The organism is Streptomyces sp. NPDC059534 (genome assembly GCF_042743475.1).
Lineage (GTDB): Bacteria > Actinomycetota > Actinomycetes > Streptomycetales > Streptomycetaceae > Streptomyces.
This window is the reverse complement of sequence record NZ_JBHWAQ010000010.1, coordinates 80,347-98,874: the sequence shown is the minus strand read 5'-3', so window position 1 is coordinate 98,874 and position 18,528 is coordinate 80,347. Positions and strand designations below refer to the sequence as shown.

Sequence of the window (18,528 nt, the reverse complement as noted above, 5' to 3'; positions counted from 1 at the left end):
GCCGAGCATGCAGTGTCCCAAGTGTCATGCGGCCATGCACACGTACAACCGCAACGGTGTCCAGATCGAGCAGTGCAGCGGCTGCCGCGGCATATTCCTGGACTTCGGCGAGCTGGAGGCCCTGACGCGCCTGGAGTCCCAGTGGACCCAGCAGGCCCCGCCCGCCCCGCCGGCCTACCCGGCGCAGCCCGCCCCCGCGGCCCCCGCCTGGGGTGCCCCGCACCAGGGTGGGCACCACGGCGGCGGTCACTACCGCCAGCGCGGCTTCGGGCGGATGCTCTTCTCCTCCTGACCGCCCGGGCCGCCCCCGCGGGGGCCCGCCCGGCGCTCGGGCGTGCCGTCGCGCACGAAGAAGCCCCCGGCCGCGAGACGCGGCCGGGGGCTTCTTCGAGTGGTGCGCGATACTGGGATTGAACCAGTGACCTCTTCCGTGTCAGGGAAGCGCTCTCCCGCTGAGCTAATCGCGCGGGACGCACCCGAGGGCGCGGGAACTGTGTGCGCGATACTGGGATTGAACCAGTGACCTCTTCCGTGTCAGGGAAGCGCTCTCCCGCTGAGCTAATCGCGCGGGACGCACCCGAAGGTGCGGGAACTGTGTGCGCGATACTGGGATTGAACCAGTGACCTCTTCCGTGTCAGGGAAGCGCTCTCCCGCTGAGCTAATCGCGCGGGGGATCCGAAGACCCAGGACCCGAAGGTCCAGTGGACGATACTGGGATTGAACCAGTGACCTCTTCCGTGTCAGGGAAGCGCTCTCCCGCTGAGCTAATCGTCCTTGGAGGTGGAGACGGGATTTGAACCCGTGTAGACGGCTTTGCAGGCCGTTGCCTCGCCTCTCGGCCACTCCACCAGGAGTGAATACGGGGGTTCGGGAAGATCCCCCACATCGAGCGGACGACGAGATTCGAACTCGCGACCCTCACCTTGGCAAGGTGATGCTCTACCAACTGAGCCACGTCCGCTTGTCGTTTCCGTTCCGCTTGCGCGTCCCGGCGACGTGTTGAACTCTAGCGGATTCCTGGGCCAGTACAAAAACGCGTTTCCGCAGCGTGCTGACCTGCGCGCCCTTCGGGTCGGCCGGCCCGGCCTCCCGGAGGGTTCGCGCGGCGTTCACTCGCCGTGTCCCCGAGGTGGCGGGGAGCCCCGGTCCCATGTGCCCCACGTGCCCCTCCGCACATCACCCCGTACCCCCGCGCGACCGGACCTAGACTCGATGCGTGCACGACCTTGCTCCTCTGGCCCGCTTCGGCGGCCTCGTCGCGACCGATCTCCGGGACGTCACCCACGACCCCGAGGCCCTGGACTCCGCCGGCTTCTGGGCCGTCTGCGCGGACTTCGAGGGGCGCCTCACCTGCGCCCGCTTCGGAGACGTGCGGCCCGACCCGGTGCCCGCGCCCGTCCCGGGCGCCTGGCGCGGCCCCGCCGCCGGTGACTGGACGTCGTCCCTCGACCGCGCCGCGTACATCGCGGGCGTCCGGCGCGTGCGCGAGCACATCGCGCGCGGCGAGGTCTACCAGGCGAACCTCTGCCGGGTGCTGACCGCGCCGCTCCCGGACCCGGCCGCCGCCGACGTCGACGCCCTCACCGCGCTGCTCGCCCGGGGCAACCCGGCCCCCTACGCCGGAACGATCCGCCTGCCCGCCCACGGCGTGGAGGTCGCGACCGCGTCCCCCGAGCTCTACCTCCGGCAGGAGGGCGCACTGATCACCTCGGGTCCCATCAAGGGCACCGGCCGCACCGCGGCGGACCTGCTCCCCAAGGACCACGCGGAGAACGTGATGATCGTCGACCTGGTCCGCAACGACCTGGGGCGCGTCAGCGAGACCGGTTCCGTCGCCGTCCCCGCCCTCTGCGCGATCGAGGAGCACCCCGGCCTCGTCCACCTCGTCTCCACCGTCACCGGCATCCTGCGCGAGGGGGCCGGCTGGCCCGAGCTGCTCGGCGCGACCTTCCCGCCCGGCTCCGTCACGGGGGCGCCCAAGTCCAGCGCCCTGCGGATCATCGAGGCTCTGGAGACCGCGCCCCGGGGGCCGTACTGCGGCGGTGTCGGCTGGGTCGACGCCGACGCGGGCACCGCGGAGCTGGCGGTCGGCATACGCACCTTCTGGATCGACCGCCCCGAGGGCGTGCTCCGCTTCGGCACGGGCGCCGGTATCACCTGGGGGTCCGACCCGGAGCGCGAGTGGGAGGAGACCGAGCTGAAGGCCGCCCGGCTGGTCGCGATAGCGTCGGGCGCCTACGAGTCAGGCGCCCATGCGGCGAGCGGAAAGGCCATTTCTCGATGAAACTCTGGGTCAACGGCGGGCTGCACGACGCGGAGACCGCCCGGATCTCCGTCCTGGACCACGGACTGACCGTCGGCGACGGCATCTTCGAGACGGTCAAGGCCGAGCGCGGAGAAACGTTTGCTCTCACGCTCCACCTGGAGCGCCTCACCCGCTCCGCCCGCGGCCTCGGCCTGCCCGACCCGGACCTCGACGAGGTCCGCCGCGCCTGCGCCGCCGTACTCGACGCCAACCCGATGGAGCTCGGCCGGCTCCGCATCACGTACACCGGCGGGCTCTCCCCGCTCGGCTCGGAGCGCGGCGACTCCGGCGCGAGCCTCGTCGTCGCCCTCGGCGAGACCGGCCGCCGCCCCGACTCCACCGCGGTGATCACCGTGCCCTGGACCCGCAACGAGCGCAGCGCGCTGACCGGACTCAAGACCACCTCGTACGCCGAGAACGTCGTCGCCCTCGCCAGGGCGCGCGAGCAGGGCGCCTCCGAGGCCCTCTTCGGCAACACGGTGGGGCAGCTCTGCGAGGGCACCGGCTCCAACGTCTTCGTCGTGGTCGACGGCCGGATCCTCACCCCGCCCGTCTCCTCCGGCTGCCTCGCGGGCATCACCCGCGCCCTCGCGGTGGAGTGGACCGGTGCCGAGGAGACCGATCTGCCGCTGGAGGCGCTGGAGAGCGCCGAGGAGATCTTCCTGACCTCGACCCTGCGCGACGTCCAGGCCGTGCACCGGGTCGACGCGCGCGACCTGGAGCCGGGACCCGTCACCGCCAAGGCGATGCGGATCTTCGACGAGCGCGCGGCGCGCGACCGCGACCCGCGCCTGGGCTAGGCACGCATGAGCGGCGGCCCGGGTCCCGCGCCTGGGCTGGACACGCTTGAGCGGCGGCCCGGGTCCCGGTGTCGGCGGACGCCCGGGCAAAACCGGATGACGGACGGCCCCGGGGTGGGTAGAACTCCTCTGATGACCACCACCCTGCGGCCGGCCGAGCCGCTTCAGCAGAAGCCCGACGGCGGCCGTTGCCGTACCTACGACGTGTGTGTGAACAGCCGCCGAGTCGGCGCTGTCCGCCTCTCGACCGACCCAGCCTTCGGGGCCGCGTCCGGTGTGATCGACGAATTGCGGGTCGACGAGCCGGACCGGCGGCGCGGCCGGGGCACGGTCGCGGCGCTCGCCTCCGAGGAGGTGCTGCGCGGCTGGGGCTGCGTCGAGGTGCAGATATCGGTACCCGCCGACGCCGAGGCGGCGCTGCGGATGGCCCGCTCGCTCGGCTACACCGAACGCAGCCGGAACATGGTCAAGGACCTGCCCGCCGAACCGCCGGCGCTGCCGGAGGGCGTCGAGGTCCGGCCGATGTCCGAGGACGAGTACGCGCGGTGGGAGGCGCGGGCCAAGGCGGGCTTCGCGCAGAGCTGGATCGACCGGGGGGTCCCCGAGGACCAGGCCCGGAACAAGGCCGAGGACAGCGCCCGCCGCTACCGCCCCGAGGGCCTGGCCACCCCCGGCGTCGCGATCCACGTCGTCGTCCACGAGGGGCGGCCCGCCGGCTTCCTGTGGACCGGCCGGATCGAGCTCGAACCGGGGCGGTGGGCCGCCTTCGTGTACGACATCGAGGTCGACGCGGAGCAGCGCGGCCTCGGTCTCGGCCGGGCGCTCATGCTGCTGGCCGAACGGGTCGCGAGGGAGGCCGGGGAGACCCGGCTCGGACTCCACGTCTTCGCCGGCAACACCCCGGCGATCCGGCTTTACGAGTCGCTGGGCTACCGCACGACCCTCGTCAACAGCGCCAAGGAGCTGCGGTAGCGGCGGGGGTCAGCCCTTCAGGAGGCGGTCGGCGATCTCCGCGATCCGCTCGCGCAGGCCCTCCTGGCTCTTGCCGCCGTCCAGGCGTTCGCCGCCGATCACATAGGTCGGGGTGCCGGTGACCTTGATCGCCTTGCCCTCGGCCTCGTCCGCGTCGACGGTCAGCAGATGCCGGCCGTCGATCAGGGCGGTGTCGAACTCCTCGGCGTCCAGACCGAGTTCGGCCGCCACCTCCAGCAGGACCGGCTCGCCCCGGTCGCCGAGCTCGGCGGTCCTGGCGAGCAGCGCCTCCGCATAGGGCCAGCCCTTGCCCTGCTCGACGGCCTCCTCGGTGGCCTGCGCGGCGGCGTACGCGTGCTTGTGCTTCTCCAGCGGGAAGTGGCGCAGCTGTACGTCGAGCCGGTCGCCGTACTGCTCGCGGAGCGCGCGGACGTCGTCGAGGGCCACGAAGCAGTCGGGGCACTGGAGGTCGAACCACGCCTCCAGGACGACGGGGGAGGCGGGTGCGGTGGTGGAGTCACTCATGACAGCAGTCTCCCTCACCGGGACCTGGGGAGGAGATCCGGCCGGGGCGACCCGGAGATCTCCCTGAGACGGGCCTCGGGGCGTGGCCCCGGACGGCCCCGCCGGTGCAGGATGGAAGGGACGTATCACCCGGGACCTGGAGGACCGCATGCTCGCCGAGACCATTTGCTCCGCGGTGTCCGTGGCGGGCCTGGGCATCGCCGCTGTCGCGGCCTACCGGAAGCGTTTCCTGTCCGCGGCGCGGATCGCGGCCTATGCGCTGGTGCCGCTCGGCCTGGTGATGACGGGCGCCGTCGACTGGATCGTGGACACGGCGTTCAGCCCGGTGGCGTGGGCCGGATTCGGCGTGCTCGGGATCGCCTGGCTGCTCTTCCTGTCCACCCGGGCCGTGGAGCGGCGCCGGGCCGGCCGTGGGGAGGTGACCGGGGGAGCGGAGTCGAAGGCCGTCGCCCCGGCCTCCTCGTCGCCCTCGCGCGGGGTGGCCGCGGCGAAGCCGGGGGCCGCCCAGGCGCCCGGGGAGGACTTCAGCGACATCGAGGCGATTCTGAAGAAGCACGGAATCTGATCACTTCTGGCGGTTCCCGTTCCCATGATCCACGGGAAGGGGTGAACGGCCCTTGCCGTGGGGCGTGTTGCGGGATTTCCGGGGTGCGTGGTGCGCCATCATCCCCCCGAGATGCTGGATACCTCGCGGGAACCCGTCCCCGCCCCCGCCGAAGCCCCCGCCGACGAGCCGCGCGGCTGCCTGTTCGCGCTCTCGCAGCCGCCGCTGATGATCTTCCTCGGGGTGATCGGCTGCCTGCTGCTGATGGCCGCGCTGCACGATCTCTTCGTGCTGTGACCCTCCGGGCTCTTCCTGCCGTGACCCTCCGCGCCGGCGGGTGCCGTCAGCCCGCGGCCTCCTTGCGGCGCGCCCGGTACGCGGCGACGTGCAGCCGGTTGCCGCAGGTCCGGCTGTCGCAGTAGCGGCGCGAGCGGTTGCGGGAGAGGTCGACGAAGGCCCGGCCGCAGTCGGGGGCCTCGCAGCGCCGCAGTCGCTCCTGCTCGCCTCCCACGACGATGAACGCGAGGGCCATGCCGCAGTCGGCCGCGAGGTGGTCCGCCACCGAGGCGCCCGGCGCGAAGTAGTGCACGTGCCAGTCGTAGCCGTCGTGGTCGGTGAGCTGCGGAGTGGTGCCCGCGCCCGCCACCAGCTGGTTGATCAGAGGGGCCGCGATCCGGGCCTCGGGGGCGGAGAAGACCGCGGCGAACTTGTCGCGGACCTCGCGCACGGCCCGCAGGTCGTCGGCGTCGAGGTCGCCCACGTCGCTGATCTTGTGTGCCCGTACGAAGGCGCCCAGCCCCGGGAGGTCCGCGAGCTCGTCGGCGCGGTCGCCCTGGGGCGCGGTGTTCATCAGATCGACGACGGTGTCGAGGGCGATCCGGGTGTCGTGGGGGATCAGCACGATTCGCTCCCTGGCCGGCCGCGGGCGGGTGCCCGCGGAATGGCGCTGACTTTAGCGCGACCGGGAAAAGGACAGCGGCGCCCGCCACCGCGCCGGCTGCGCGGTGGGAGCGCCGGATGTCGTGCCTGTGTGACTGTCCGCGCGGCGCCGTCGCCCCGAGTCGGACGGCGCCGTGCGGCTGTCGGCCTGGCTCAGCTGTCGGCCAGGATGTGGGAGAGCTCCGTATCGAGATCGAAGTGCCGGTGCTCGGTGCCGGGTGGCACGGCGGCGTCGGTCCTCTTCAGGAACGACTCCAGGGCCCGCGCCGGGGCCTCGAGCAGGGCTTCTCCTTCGGGGGAACTCAGCGCGATGCAGACGACTCCCTGGCCGTGACTACGGGATGGCCAGACGCGGACGTCGCCTGTGCCGGTGGGCCGGTGCAGCCCCTCGGCGAGAAGGTCGCGGGCGAAGACCCACTCGACCGTCTCCTCGGCTCCGGTGTGGAAGGTGGCGTGCACGGCATAGGGATCGGCCGTGTCATACCGCAGGCCCGCGGGTACAGGCAGTGAGGACTCGCTCGACACAACGAGGCGCAGGTGCAGCTCGCAGCTGACCGTGGTGTTCATAAGCGCCAGGGCCTTTCGCTCAGTGTGCGCTCGGGGATTCGCACGTCGGCGAAATCGACATGCCACCTCAGGTGGCGTTGTAAACCCCTCTGTCGGTTTTGTGATCGTTCAGGTAGCTCGTATGGGCGCGTGTGACTTTGGGTAATACCGCCATTCCGGTGGCGCTCTCCCGTCCGGTAGGTTGGAAGGCATGAATGCGGAGAGTGACGAGCGCGCCGGGGAGTCCGCGGGCGGCCAGGAGGCCGAACTGGGATCGCGCGCACCGGAGTTCATCAAGTCGCGCCGAAGCCTGCATGTGAGCTGGCAGGTCGGCGTCTTCATTGTGGGACTCGCCGTGGTCGGCGCCGGAGTGGTGATGCTGCCGCTCCCCGGGCCCGGCTGGCTGGTCATCTTCGGCGGCATGGCGATTTGGGCGACCGAGTTCGTCTGGGCCCAGCTCGTGCTCCGCTGGACCAAGCGCAAGGTCACCGAGGCCGCCCAGCGCGCCCTCGACCCCAAGGTCCGCCGCAGGAACATCATCCTCACCACCATCGGCCTGGTGATCATCGCCGCCCTGCTCGGCGTCTATCTCTGGAAGTTCGGCTTCGTCATGCCGTGGAAGATCGACCAGTGACCTCCCGGGTGGTTCGGGAGCCCCGCTGACATGGGGTAATGTTTGGGGTGTGCCCGGGCGATTAGCTCAGCGGGAGAGCACTTCGTTCACACCGAAGGGGTCACTGGTTCGATCCCAGTATCGCCCACCACCCGGACCGAAGGCCCGGAGACGGAATACCGTCTCCGGGCCTTCGACGTCTCACCGCATCCGCGCCAGCCGCTCCCGCAGCCTCCGGGCGTCCCGCAGCCGCTGCTCGTAGGTGGCACCCACCCCGAGCAGCAGGAGCCCGGCGAGGGCCGGCGGCAGCCAGCGCGGCAGGGCGCCCACCGCCTGCACCACGTACGGCGCCAGCTCGTGCAGCCCGACCAGGGCCAGCACCGCACCGCCGAGCACCAGCAGGGCCTGCAGCCGGAACCGCGCGCCCAGCAGCGTCACCGCCAGCGCCGCGAGCCCCAGAGCAAGCGGGCGCGTCCACCCCGGGTCCGTCCACACCGCCACGAGGCTCGGCAGCAGCGTCGCCGCGAGACCCGGGCCGTACGCGGTCCACGACGACGCCTCCGCGTCCCGCCGCCGCCGCAGGAACCCGACGACCAGCGCGGGCACCGTCACCGGGAGCGTGTACGCCTCCGGGATCGTCACGTCCGAGACCGCCAGCCGCACCCAGGTCGCCAGCAGGAACAGCGCCGCGGCCGTCCAGGAGGCGAACCGCCGCCGCTCGGGCCGCACCGCCGTCGCCGCCGCGGTCACCCCGCCCAGCGCCAGGGTGAGCGCGAGGAACGCCGGGTCGGCCGCGGCGATCCCCAGGGCGAGCAGCCCCACGGCCGCGCCCGTGATCTCGACCGCCACCGCCACCGGCACCGGACGCGTCCTGGCCCCCACGAGGGCCGTGGCCGCCGGGACCAGCAGCAGGGCGAGGGCCGTCCACCGGTCCTCGAACCCGCCGGCCGCCGCCACCGCGAACACCAGCCCGGTCGCCGCGAGCACCGCCGCACAGGCGGCGACCACCCGCCGCCCGCCCGCGCCGAGCGCCGCGACCCCCGTGAAGAGCCCCAGCAGCAGCCCCAGCGCGACGAACGTCGCCCCGCGCACGTCCAGGGCGAGCCCCAGCGCGCTCACCGCGGACGCGAGCCCGCCGGCGAACGCGCTCCAGCCCAGTGCCGCACGGTGGTCCACGGACGTCGCCGGCCGCCGGACCGGCGAGGGCGCCCAGCCCGCCCAGCCCGTCCCGGACCCGGCCACCGGCGCCGAGGGGCCACCGGTGGCCCGCGCGCGCGGCTCGGCCGTCGTGCCGGCCTCCTCGCCCCGGTCGGGTCCGTGCGTCACCGGCGCCCCGGCGTGGGGCTCCGCGCCGGACGCACCGGAGTGCCCGGACGCCTCCGCCCGGCGCAGGCCCCGCGCCGCCACCTCCGGGCGGACGGCGAGCCACAGGGCCGCCGCCGTGGTGAGGAGCTGGAGGGCGAGCGTCGCCGCGTAGGGCAGCTCCAGGGAGACCGGCAGAGCGGTCAGGAGGGCCCACGCCAGGGCGAGCGCCCCACAGCGCGCCCAGAGCCGCGGGACGGCCGTCAGGGCGGCGGTGGCCGCGAGGAGGACCAGGGCGGCGGTCGCCGGGTACGAGGTCAGCGCCCGCTCGGCGTGCTCGCCCGACCAGACGTCCGTCGTGCGGGCCACCGGGCCGAGCAGCCCCGCCGCCACCGGCGGCAGCGCCCACAGGGCCCCGAGACCCACCACCCCGGCACCCGCGCCCGCGAGCCCCGGCCGCACACCGCGCGGCAGTCGCCGCCCGGCGGGCCGCTCACCGCCCGAGGCGTCGGCGCCCGTGTCCGCGCCGGACGGGCGGCCGAGCAGGAGCGCCGCGAGGGCCAGTCCGCACAGGACGTATCCCGGGACCGTCCAGTCCGCCGGGAGGGCCGCGCGGAGCAGACCGCCGACGGCGGTCACCGCGGTGACACCGGCGAGGACGGAGGCCGCCGTCGCGAAGGCGGGCGAGCGCCACGCCACGTACAGGAGCACCGCGGCGGCCGTGAGGAGCAGCGGGGCGCCGGACCACGGGGAGGTGAGCGAGAGCCAGCCGCCGGTCAGGAGCGACCAGCCGCCGAGCGCGGCCGCACCGGAGGCCGCCACGACGCGGACCGCCGCCGGCCGGATCCACAGGACCGCGGCCACGTCCGCCCCGGCCGTGACCAGGGCGGCCCACGCGAGGGCCGTCGGCCCGCCGCCGGCCGCGAGCACGCCGAGCGGCAGCGGCAGCTGCGCCGCGGCCGCCGCCACCGGCAGCGGGATCCGCAGCCGGGACAGCGCCGAGCCGTACGCGGTCCACGCGCCTGCGAGGACCGCGGCGGCCACCGCCGTGTATCCCGTGCCGTCCGTCTCCGGGAGCGCCACCCGGTGCAGCGCGTACGCGTCGAGCACCATCAGGACGAGGCCCAGCGCCGCCACCGACTCGGCCGTCGACACCAGTCCCTTGCGCAGCAGTGCCACCGGGGTCGCGAGCGCCGCCGAGGTGACCGCGAACAGCACCGCGGAACGGGCGCCGATCCCCATCGAGCCCCAGCTCACCAGGGTGAACGCGACCGCCGCGATCGTCAGCAGCGTCCCGCCCAGCGTCAGCAGTACGTTCTGCGCGCTCCGCGGCGTCGAGTCCGCCACCGGGGGGCGCGGCGGGGTCACGGCGGCGGCCGGCGCGTACAGCACCCGGATCAGCCAGGCCCGCCTGGCCAGCAACTGGGACCGGCGTGCGTCGAGTTGGGCCAGCTCGCGGTCGACGAGCACCAGCTCGTCCGCGGGTGGCAGGGAAGTGTCCATACCCGGAGTGTGGCCTCGGCCACTCGTGGCGGGAATGCGTCCACGTACTCAGATCCCCGCCTGAGTACCCCCAACATCAGGGCCGTGGGCGGGTGCCGTCCGCGCCCCGGCGGCACGCGACGGGCAGCCGGGTCCCGACGCCCACCTGCGGCGAGTTTGAACGAAGGGCGCGCGGGCCTGTATGGTTCAACCCGTTCCCGGGCGATTAGCTCAGCGGGAGAGCACTTCGTTCACACCGAAGGGGTCACTGGTTCGATCCCAGTATCGCCCACCGGGAGAGGCCGGTCCGTCGAAAGACGGACCGGCCTCTGTCATGTGACGGCCTCGCCCGGCAGCCCCATGGATCAGGCGGCCGTGCTCAGTTCGGGCCGCAGCGGCCACGCCGGGTCCACCGTCTCCGGCGTCCCCTGCCGGCTGAACCACGCCTGGAGCCCACGGGCCTGCGCCGCGTGCCACACCGCCTGGAGCGTGTGCAGCTCCGCCGGCGTCAGCCGTTCCAGCCGCGACGAGAAGCGCCGCGCCACCGCCCGTACGACGTCCAGCGCCGCCGCCGCGTCCGCCGCCGCGTCGTGGGCACCCGTCAGTTCCACCTCGTAGTGCGCGCACAGGTCCGTCAGGGTCCGGCGGCCCTTCCGGTAGCGGTCCAGGTGCTTGTCCAGGACCCGCGGGTCGAGCACGCACAGCGGGGTGCTCTGCAGGTAGGTGCCGAGCGAGGACGCCCGGTGCCGCCGCAGCTCGCGGTCCAGGATCGTCAGATCGAACGGCGCGTTCATCACCACCAGCGGGCGCCCCGCCGCGGTCTGCTCGGCCAGCGCGCGCGCCAGCTCCTCCATCACCGGAGCCGGCCACCGGCCGTTGCGCTGGAGGTGATCGTCCGTCAGGCCGTGCACGGCGGTGGCCTCCGCGGGCACGGGTATGCCCGGATTGACCAGCCAGCGCGTCACCCGCGGCCGCGCCCCGACCGTGTCCTGCACGACCAGGGCGGCCGAGACGATCCGGTCCCCCTCGACGTCGACTCCTGTGGTCTCCGTGTCGAAAGCGGCCAGGGGCCCCTCGTACCAGTGCGTCGTCATCCCCGAACTCCTCGCACACGTGCGGCAGATGGCCAACCCCCTGCCCCGAAACGGTGATACCCGCACTGTTTGCGCCGTACGCGGACCGGTCACAACAGAGAGGACGGGGAAGGAAAAACGACATGGCGCTCGCCCAGCCCGAGTCGGGAGGGCTGCCGCCCCAGCGGGTGGCACCGACGCGCGGCTCACTCGCCACCACCGCATGCATGGAGACCCTTCAGGTGGGATACCTGCACGCCGTCGCCGCCGCGGCCGGCTGCTCGCTGTCCCAGCCCTTTCCGGACAACGGCATCGACTGGCACGTGAGCCACGGTTCGCCCGGACACACCGTCGACGACGAAGTCACCATCAAGGTGCAGCTCAAGTGCACCTACCAGATACCTCCCCGGCCGCCGGGGAGCGCGTTCTCCTTCACCCTCGACAACGACCACCTGGTGAAACTCGCCCGGACCCCCGTGTCCGTGCACAAGATCCTGGTCGTGATGCTCGTCCCGAGGTCCCAGGAGGACTGGCTGAGGGCGAGCCACGACCGGCTCGACCTGCGGCACTGCTGCTACTGGACCAACCTGGCCGGACACCCGGTCACGGGACGGCGCCGGACCACCGTGCGCATCCCGACGACGCGGATCTTCGACGACCGGGCGCTCTGCGAGATCATGACCCGGGTCGGCGTGGGAGGGAGACCTTGATGCACCGGCCGATCGACGAACCGGGGTTCGGGGAGGGGGACGGGGCCGGGCGCGGCCCCGTCCCCGTTCCCCCGCCCTACCGTCCCCATCCCGCGCCCGGCGAGATCCCCGGTCCCTGGACCGGGATCCCCGGACCGCCCGCCGGGCCCTGGGCCGACGCCCACGGCACACCCGACCCCGGCCGGGTCGACCCGCGCGTCCTCGGCGCCCTGCTCGCCCGCCACGGCTGGCGGCGGCGCGGCGGGGCCGCCGGCCGGTACAGTCGCTGGACCCCGCCCGGCAGCGGAACCCACGGCGGCACGAGCCTCCTCGTCCCGGAGAGCCGTGCCTTCCCCGACTGCGAGGACCTGCTCGGTGAGGCGCTCACCGCCCTCGCCCGCAGCGCCACGCCCTCCGCCCGCGAGGTCCTCACCGGCCTCTCCGTGCCCAGCGACGAGATCCGCTGGTGGCGCGACGTGCCCCCGGGCCCGGCCGGCACCGTCCCGTGGACCGTGCAGGAACAGCTCAGGTCCGCCGCCCGCCAGCTCCTCCTCGCCGGCGCCCTCGCCGTGCGCGGCCGGGCCGGCTACTACGGTGCCCGGCACCGCCGCCCCGCCCAGGCGTCCCTGGAGACCGTCGTCGTCGGCGCGCCGCCCGGCGGGCGCGGACTCACCGCCTTCCTGCCCGTCGAACCGGGCCGGCCGATCGCCGTCCGCCTCTACCACGCCCTCCACGCGGCCCGCGAGGCCACGGACTATCAGCGGGCCACCGGCGGCATGGAGGCATTCGACGCCGCCGTCGCGGCGGGCGTCAGCCGCGAGCTCACCGAGGCCCTCGTCGCCCTCGTCCGGGGCACCGAGGGCGCGCGGATCGCCCTCGCGTGGGCCCCGGCCGCCGGGGCGCCCGACGGGTGCGCGGCCCGGCCTGAGCCCGTCGAGTTCTCCCCCGGGGACCTGCCCGCCCTGCGCGAGGCGAGCGCCCGCTATCTGACCGACGAGCCCTCCGTGCCGGTCCGGCTCACCGGCGCCGTCGTCCGGATGCGCCGCTCGGGACCGCGCGGCGAGGGAACCGTACGCCTGCGGGTCCTGGCCGGCGCGGAGGTCCCGCACGTCCGCGTCGCCCTCGACGAGGAGGCGTACCGCACCGCCGGCCACGCCCACCTCGTCGGCCTCCCGATCCGGGTCGTCGGCCGCCTGGAGAGCCGGGGCGGCTTCCGGCGGCTCACCGACGCCTCCGGGGTCGTCCCCGTCCAGGTCGACGAGACGGAACGCGACCGCCTCATGAAGTCCCTCCACGAGAACCTCGACTTCTTCGAGGAGGCGTGCGGCCCGGACGACGAGTGAGGGAGGCCGGGGGAAACCGTTTCGCGGAGGGCGCGGACGGCTCGGTAACATCAGCGGTGCGCGGCACCTCGTCTCTGTTGCGCACCGCCGGCGCCGGCACCTCGTGTCTGCCTGCGCCCCAAAGGAAGAAGAACACCAGTGTCTGAAGTCCGTGTGACCGTCCAGTCCGCCTCGGAGGCAGAGGAGAGGGCGGTGAGCGCGGGCACCACCGCCGGTGCCCTCTTCGCCGACGACCGCACCGTCATCGCCGCCCGTGTGGGCGGTGAGCTGAAGGACCTGTCGTACGCGCTCGCCGACGGCGACGTCGTCGAGGGCGTCGAGATCTCCTCCCCGGACGGTCTCGACATCCTGCGCCACTCGACCGCGCACGTCATGGCCCAGGCCGTGCAGGAGCTCTTCCCCGAGGCCAAGCTGGGCATCGGCCCGCCGGTCCGGGACGGCTTCTACTACGACTTCGACGTCGAGAAGCCCTTCACTCCCGAGGACCTCAAGGTCATCGAGAAGAAGATGCAGGAGATCCAGAAGCGCGGCCAGCGCTTCGCCCGCCGCGTGGTGACCGACGAGGCCGCCCGCGAGGAGCTCGCCGACGAGCCGTACAAGCTGGAGCTCATCGGCATCAAGGGCTCCGCGTCGACCGACGACGGCGCGAACGTCGAGGTGGGCGGCGGCGAGCTGACCATCTACGACAACCTCGACGCCAAGACCGGCGACCTGTGCTGGAAGGACCTCTGCCGCGGTCCGCACCTGCCGACCACCCGGAACATCCCGGCGTTCAAGCTGATGCGCAACGCGGCCGCCTACTGGCGCGGCAGCGAGAAGAACCCGATGCTCCAGCGCATCTACGGCACCGCCTGGCCGTCGAAGGACGAGCTGAAGGCGCACCTCGACTTCCTGGCCGAGGCCGAGAAGCGCGACCACCGCAAGCTGGGCAACGAGCTCGACCTCTTCTCCATCCCGGACGAGATCGGCTCCGGCCTCGCGGTCTTCCACCCCAAGGGCGGCATCATCCGCCGGGTCATGGAGGACTACTCGCGCAAGCGGCACGAGGAGGAGGGCTACGAGTTCGTCTACTCGCCGCACGCCACCAAGGGCAAGCTGTTCGAGAAGTCGGGCCACCTGGACTGGTACGCCGAGGGCATGTACCCCCCCATGCAGCTCGACGAGGGCGTGGACTACTACCTCAAGCCCATGAACTGCCCGATGCACAACCTGATCTTCGACGCGCGCGGCCGGTCCTACCGTGAACTGCCGCTGCGCCTGTTCGAGTTCGGCACCGTGTACCGGTACGAGAAGTCCGGCGTCGTGCACGGCCTGACCCGCGCCCGCGGCTTCACCCAGGACGACGCGCACATCTACTGCACCCGCGAGCAGATGGCGGAGGAGCTGGATCGCACCCTCACCTTCGTCCTCAACCTGCTCCGCGACTACGGTCTGACCGACTTCTACCTGGAGCTGTCCACCAAGGACCCGGAGAAGTTCGTCGGCTCGGACGAGGCGTGGGAGGAGGCCACCGCGGTCCTCCAGCAGGTCGCCGAGAAGCAGGGCCTCCCGCTCACCCCCGACCCGGGCGGCGCCGCGTTCTACGGCCCGAAGATCTCCGTGCAGGCGCGCGACGCCATCGGCCGTACCTGGCAGATGTCGACCGTGCAGCTCGACTTCAACCTGCCGGAGCGCTTCGACCTGGAGTACACCTCCCCGGACGGCACCAAGCAGCGCCCGGTCATGATCCACCGTGCGCTCTTCGGCTCCATCGAGCGGTTCTTCGCGGTGCTCCTGGAGCACTACGCGGGCGCGATGCCGCCGTGGCTGGCCCCGGTGCAGGCGACCGGCATCCCGATCGGCGACGCGCACGTCGACTACCTGCACGAGTTCGCCGCCAAGGCGAAGAAGCAGGGTCTGCGGGTGGACGTCGACTCCTCCTCGGACCGGATGCAGAAGAAGATCCGGAACGCGCAGAAGCAGAAGGTCCCGTTCATGATCATCGCGGGTGACGAGGACATGGCCGCCGGTGCCGTCTCCTTCCGCTACCGCGACGGTTCGCAGGAGAACGGCATCCCCGCCGACGAGGCCATCGCCAAGATCGCCAAGATCGTCGAGGACCGCGTCCAGGTCTGATCGAGCGCGGATCGGGCCCTGATCCGAGCGCGGGTCGGGCTCTGATCCGGGCCTGATCCGGCCCTGATCCCAGGGCCGGATCCCGGTCCGACGGCCGGACGTGAGCTCAGGAGGCCCCCGGGAAATCCCCCGGGGGCCTCTTCACGTCCTCCTTCTCGTCCTCCCGCGTGAACGCCTGGATCAGCCAGGACGAGAACGAGCCCGTCACCGCGCCGAGCAGCGCGAGGCCACAGGCCATCAGGCCCACCGCCGTCACCCGGCCCATCCGCGTCACCGGGACGACGTCCCCGTATCCGACGGTCGCGAGCGTGGCGCAGGTCCACCACACCGAGTCGCCGAAGGTGAGGATAGTGGCCCCGGGGGCGTCGTACTCGAAGTGGTAGACGGTGAGCGCGCCGGCGAAGCCGAGGAGCGACACGGTGAGCCCGGCGTAGACCATCACGCGCGCGTGGAGGGTGAGCCTCGGCTTGTCCCGGCGGCGCTGCACCCGGTCGTACATGCTCACCATCCGCACGGGCCGCAGCAGCGGCAGGCAGAGGACCACCGTGTCGAGGAGGTGGGTGCGGACGAAGCGGAGGGGCCGGAGGCCGCTGAGGCGGAGCCGTACCGCGTAGTCCGCGACGAAGACCGCCCAGGAGGCGAGGGTGACGGCCAGGCAGAGGTCGAGCCAGCCCTGCGGAAGGTCGTGGTGGCCGAGGACGCGGACCGCGTAGCCCGCCAGGTAGGCGAGGGAGGCCACGGCGAGCGGGGTCTCCATGCGAAGGTCCCAGCGTTCCTGCCTCGGTGGTTTCGGGGGCCTGGCGCTCATCGGATCAGCATGGCCGCTGCATGGATCTTCTGCCCCGGCGACACGTTCCGAACGGGCGACGCAATATGCTGCACAGCATGACGACTGAGCCGGAGCAGCAGATCGGAGTGGGGACGCGGGACGCGTTCCAGCGCCTGTGGACGCCTCACCGGATGGCGTACATCCAGGGCGAGAACAAGCCGACCGGACCGGGTGCCGAGGACGGCTGTCCGTTCTGCTCGATCCCGTCGAAGTCGGACGAGGACGGTCTGGTGATCGCCCGCGGCCAGGCCGTGTACGCCGTGCTCAACCTCTACCCGTACAACGGCGGTCACCTGATGGTGGTCCCCTACCGGCACGTCGCCGACTACACCGACCTCGACGAGGCCGAGACCGTCGAGCTGGCCGCCTTCACCAAGCGCGCGATGGTCGCCCTGCGGGCGGCCTCCGGCGCCCACGGCTTCAACATCGGCATGAACCAGGGCGCCGTCGCCGGCGCCGGTATCGCCGCCCATCTGCACCAGCACGTGGTGCCGCGCTGGGGCGGCGACACCAACTTCATGCCGGTCGTCGGTCACACCAAGGTGCTGCCGCAGCTGCTGGCCGACACCCGGAAGATGCTGGCCGACGCCTGGCCGGCCGGCATCTGATCCGTCCGCGGGGGACCCGGGTCAGGCGTCGTAGGCGTCTGCCTTCTTCGGACCCGGGTCCTGGATGCCGCCGCTGAGGACGAGCGAGCGGCTGGTGAAGCGCTCCGTGTCGACGTTGTGCTCGTCGAGCACCTTGATCGTCGCGGTGTGGACGGCGCGCAGCACGGGCGCCGCCATGCGGATCGCGTCGTCGGCCATGAAGCGGTTCTTCCAGAGCGGTCCGGCCCAGACGTGCCGCAGTCCGAACGGCTCGGGCAGGCTCATCTTGCCGCCGAGGAACTCCAGGACCGGCGGGTACCAGGTGAGCGGGGCGCGCACCGCGAGCCGGACGATGTCGTTGGTCGTCAGCAGCGGCTGCTGGATCTCCTTCGTCTCCCAGAAGCGGACGGTCTTGGAGACCTCCTTGGTCTTCGCCTTCGGCTTCGTGGTGAAGAGGCCGTGGACGGGACCCAGCGCGTGGCCGGTGACCTCGATCCGGAGCGTGTGGTGGAGCGAGGTGACCGTGACCATCATGGTGAGGACGAGATTGCCCCCCCAGAGCGTGAACTGCACGCCGAGGTAATGGCGGTTGCCCGCGCCGAACTGCTGCTCGTTGCAGATCCGCTGTATCTCGTGCGGCTTGACCTGGTAGTGGACGATGTTGTCGCCCTCGGGGCGGGAGACCTCGTCGGCGCCCTCCCCGACCGGGGACACGACCCAGTGCTTGACGGTCGGCTTCGGGAAACCGGTCTTCAGCGAGCCGCGCTCCAGCAGGGCCAGCTCGTCGTGGATCCTGCGGACGATGTCCCAGGCGCGGAACGCGTGGAGTTCCCGGCCCGGCTGGGCGACCAGGTCCTCGGCCAGGGTCCAGCTGCCCCAGCGGGTGCCCAGACCGAGGATCCCCTTGCTGCCGGCGTAGAAGACGATGTTGGACTGCTGCTCCGCGGAGAGCTTCTCCAGGTTGACCCGGAGCGCCTCCGCCGACTTCTCGCCCGGGTCCTGGGGGACGGACTTCGGGACGTGGGGGCCGACCCCGCCGCCGCCGAGCAGCCCGGACCAGCGCTCCCGCAGGTCGACGGCGGCGTTCAGGCAGATCCGGCTCGCGAGGAACCAGCCGACCACCGGGGCGACGACCATCGCGCGGAGGTAGTTCGGCAGGATCCCGTCCAGGGGCAGCTTCAGCAGGACGAGCGCGGCGAAGATCCCGGCCACCCAGAGCAGGGCGGTGCCGATGGCGCTGTGGCGCTTGTTGTCGGAACCGGCGACGAGGCGGCGGAGCTGGATGACGCCGAGCCAGAGCAGCAGGCCGGGCAGGAAGAGGACACCGCAGAAGAAGGTGACCAGGGTCAGCTTGACGTCGCGCTGCCTGCGCAGATGGGTGGCCGCCAGGCAGTGCTCGACGACCGGCTGCGGTTCGGCCCCGAAGGACTGGACGAGGGCCTTGCGGGCGCCGCCCAGCATGCGGACCTGCACCGCGCGGGAGAACGCCTCGCCGAGGTCGGGGCTGAAGAGCCCCCACTTCCCTTCCTTGACCGTGGTCTTGTAGAGGTCGTTGTCCGCTTCCTTGATCGTGCTCAGGGGACTGTCCCGGTACGCGGCGGAGGCGAGCGCGTTCGTCGCCCCCGTACCACCGCCGGAGCCCTGGAGGGGAATCTGTGCCCCGGGTCCGAATCCGTCGATCGCCACTGCCGCCCCCATCGCGTGCGAGTACCTGTGCGGGCTGTTCCCAACTGCCGCGCCCCGCACACCTTCTGAGCTGGGCACCCCAGCGTAACCGGGTGGCGACCGCTGCGTCACCGGAGTGGGAAGGGTCGTCCGAATGCCGCCCGCCCCGGACGGCGGGGCGGGCGGCACCGATTGTCG

18 protein-coding genes and 8 tRNA genes are annotated in these 18,528 nt (G+C 72.5%); 13 read left to right on the top strand and 13 right to left on the bottom strand.

All coding sequences use genetic code 11. The features are described 5' to 3' along the window. The first annotated feature begins 7 nt into the window (after window positions 1–7). Complete coding sequence (locus tag ACFVZH_RS14935) at window positions 8–292, top strand: zf-TFIIB domain-containing protein (protein WP_384897128.1); 285 nt, start codon at window positions 8–10, stop codon at window positions 290–292. Window positions 293–392: 100 nt separating this feature from the next. Here ACFVZH_RS14935 and ACFVZH_RS14930 read toward each other — a convergent pair. The 6 genes from ACFVZH_RS14930 to ACFVZH_RS14905 form a co-directional block, all read right to left on the bottom strand. Further along, window positions 393–467, bottom strand: a tRNA-Val gene (locus ACFVZH_RS14930). Between the two features lie 29 nt (window positions 468–496). Further along, window positions 497–568: transfer RNA gene (locus ACFVZH_RS14925), tRNA-Val, on the bottom strand. Window positions 569–597: 29 nt separating this feature from the next. After that, window positions 598–669: transfer RNA gene (locus ACFVZH_RS14920), tRNA-Val, on the bottom strand. A 34-nt stretch (window positions 670–703) separates the two neighbouring features. Next, window positions 704–775, bottom strand: a tRNA-Val gene (locus ACFVZH_RS14915). 1 nt (window position 776) lies between these two features. Continuing rightward, a tRNA-Cys gene (locus ACFVZH_RS14910) sits at window positions 777–850 on the bottom strand. A 39-nt stretch (window positions 851–889) separates the two neighbouring features. Next, a tRNA-Gly gene (locus tag ACFVZH_RS14905) sits at window positions 890–962 on the bottom strand. Between the two features lie 255 nt (window positions 963–1,217). Here ACFVZH_RS14905 and ACFVZH_RS14900 point away from each other — a divergent pair. The 3 genes from ACFVZH_RS14900 to ACFVZH_RS14890 all read left to right on the top strand — a co-directional run bounded on the left by ACFVZH_RS14900 (window position 1,218) and on the right by ACFVZH_RS14890 (window position 4,078). Further along, window positions 1,218–2,285 carry a chorismate-binding protein gene (locus tag ACFVZH_RS14900; protein ID WP_384897125.1) on the top strand — a complete coding sequence of 356 codons (1,068 nt, stop codon included), beginning with the start codon at window positions 1,218–1,220 and terminating at the stop codon, window positions 2,283–2,285. Then, window positions 2,282–3,106, top strand: coding sequence for an aminotransferase class IV (locus ACFVZH_RS14895; RefSeq protein ID WP_384897121.1), 825 nt, complete (start codon window positions 2,282–2,284; stop codon window positions 3,104–3,106). Before ACFVZH_RS14900 ends, ACFVZH_RS14895 begins: the two co-directional genes overlap by 4 nt. A gap of 132 nt (window positions 3,107–3,238) precedes the next feature. Next, complete coding sequence (locus tag ACFVZH_RS14890) at window positions 3,239–4,078, top strand: GNAT family N-acetyltransferase (RefSeq protein WP_384897118.1); 840 nt, start codon at window positions 3,239–3,241, stop codon at window positions 4,076–4,078. A gap of 9 nt (window positions 4,079–4,087) precedes the next feature. On the opposite strand, the gene ACFVZH_RS14885 is transcribed toward ACFVZH_RS14890, so the two are convergent. Continuing rightward, window positions 4,088–4,603, bottom strand: coding sequence for a DsbA family protein (locus ACFVZH_RS14885; protein WP_384897115.1), 516 nt, complete (start codon window positions 4,601–4,603; stop codon window positions 4,088–4,090). Between the two features lie 148 nt (window positions 4,604–4,751). On the opposite strand from ACFVZH_RS14885, the gene ACFVZH_RS14880 reads away from it, so the two are divergent. Further along, window positions 4,752–5,168 (top strand): hypothetical protein, encoded by a 417-nt coding sequence (locus tag ACFVZH_RS14880; RefSeq protein WP_384897112.1) that lies wholly within the window; start codon window positions 4,752–4,754, stop codon window positions 5,166–5,168. A 111-nt stretch (window positions 5,169–5,279) separates the two neighbouring features. After that, complete coding sequence (locus tag ACFVZH_RS14875) at window positions 5,280–5,444, top strand: hypothetical protein (RefSeq protein WP_384897109.1); 165 nt, start codon at window positions 5,280–5,282, stop codon at window positions 5,442–5,444. Window positions 5,445–5,490: 46 nt separating this feature from the next. Here the strand turns inward: ACFVZH_RS14875 and ACFVZH_RS14870 are convergent, their stop codons facing one another. Together ACFVZH_RS14870 and ACFVZH_RS14865 are read right to left on the bottom strand one after the other, a co-directional pair. Then, window positions 5,491–6,048: a CGNR zinc finger domain-containing protein gene (locus ACFVZH_RS14870; protein ID WP_384897107.1), complete on the bottom strand. Its 558-nt coding sequence runs from the start codon at window positions 6,046–6,048 to the stop codon at window positions 5,491–5,493. 191 nt (window positions 6,049–6,239) lie between these two features. After that, on the bottom strand, window positions 6,240–6,653 hold the full coding sequence (locus tag ACFVZH_RS14865) for an SsgA family sporulation/cell division regulator (RefSeq protein WP_015032345.1): 414 nt from the start codon (window positions 6,651–6,653) through the stop codon (window positions 6,240–6,242). Window positions 6,654–6,843: 190 nt separating this feature from the next. Here ACFVZH_RS14865 and ACFVZH_RS14860 point away from each other — a divergent pair, with 190 nt between their 5' ends. Together ACFVZH_RS14860 and ACFVZH_RS14855 are read left to right on the top strand one after the other, a co-directional pair. Further along, window positions 6,844–7,266, top strand: coding sequence for a TIGR02611 family protein (locus ACFVZH_RS14860; protein WP_384897104.1), 423 nt, complete (start codon window positions 6,844–6,846; stop codon window positions 7,264–7,266). Between the two features lie 55 nt (window positions 7,267–7,321). Beyond that, window positions 7,322–7,396, top strand: a tRNA-Val gene (locus ACFVZH_RS14855). 50 nt (window positions 7,397–7,446) lie between these two features. On the opposite strand, the gene ACFVZH_RS14850 is transcribed toward ACFVZH_RS14855, so the two are convergent. Continuing rightward, entirely contained in the window at window positions 7,447–10,050 is a 2,604-nt protein-coding gene (locus tag ACFVZH_RS14850) for an SCO7613 C-terminal domain-containing membrane protein (protein WP_384897101.1), read from the bottom strand. Between the two features lie 199 nt (window positions 10,051–10,249). Here ACFVZH_RS14850 and ACFVZH_RS14845 point away from each other — a divergent pair. Further along, a tRNA-Val gene (locus ACFVZH_RS14845) sits at window positions 10,250–10,321 on the top strand. 73 nt (window positions 10,322–10,394) lie between these two features. On the opposite strand, the gene ACFVZH_RS14840 is transcribed toward ACFVZH_RS14845, so the two are convergent. Next, window positions 10,395–11,123, bottom strand: coding sequence for a 3'-5' exonuclease (locus tag ACFVZH_RS14840; protein WP_384897099.1), 729 nt, complete (start codon window positions 11,121–11,123; stop codon window positions 10,395–10,397). 122 nt (window positions 11,124–11,245) lie between these two features. Here ACFVZH_RS14840 and ACFVZH_RS14835 point away from each other — a divergent pair, with 122 nt between their 5' ends. From ACFVZH_RS14835 to thrS, 3 genes are all read left to right on the top strand, one after another. Beyond that, a complete protein-coding gene (locus ACFVZH_RS14835; RefSeq protein ID WP_384897096.1) occupies window positions 11,246–11,812 on the top strand; it encodes a DUF4365 domain-containing protein in 567 nt (188 codons plus the stop codon). Further along, complete coding sequence (locus ACFVZH_RS14830) at window positions 11,812–13,134, top strand: hypothetical protein (protein ID WP_384897093.1); 1,323 nt, start codon at window positions 11,812–11,814, stop codon at window positions 13,132–13,134. Before ACFVZH_RS14835 ends, ACFVZH_RS14830 begins: the two co-directional genes overlap by 1 nt. 138 nt (window positions 13,135–13,272) lie before the next feature. Further along, complete coding sequence (thrS, locus tag ACFVZH_RS14825) at window positions 13,273–15,249, top strand: threonine--tRNA ligase (RefSeq protein WP_384897090.1); 1,977 nt, start codon at window positions 13,273–13,275, stop codon at window positions 15,247–15,249. 106 nt (window positions 15,250–15,355) lie between these two features. On the opposite strand, the gene ACFVZH_RS14820 is transcribed toward thrS, so the two are convergent. Further along, entirely contained in the window at window positions 15,356–16,057 is a 702-nt protein-coding gene (locus tag ACFVZH_RS14820; RefSeq protein WP_384897088.1) for a potassium channel family protein, read from the bottom strand. Window positions 16,058–16,122: 65 nt separating this feature from the next. Here ACFVZH_RS14820 and ACFVZH_RS14815 point away from each other — a divergent pair, with 65 nt between their 5' ends. Then, complete coding sequence (locus tag ACFVZH_RS14815) at window positions 16,123–16,686, top strand: HIT family protein (RefSeq protein ID WP_384897085.1); 564 nt, start codon at window positions 16,123–16,125, stop codon at window positions 16,684–16,686. Window positions 16,687–16,707: 21 nt separating this feature from the next. Here the strand turns inward: ACFVZH_RS14815 and ACFVZH_RS14810 are convergent, their stop codons facing one another. Beyond that, window positions 16,708–18,363 carry a hypothetical protein gene (locus ACFVZH_RS14810; RefSeq protein ID WP_384897082.1) on the bottom strand — a complete coding sequence of 552 codons (1,656 nt, stop codon included), beginning with the start codon at window positions 18,361–18,363 and terminating at the stop codon, window positions 16,708–16,710. Between the last annotated feature and the right edge of the window lie 165 nt (window positions 18,364–18,528).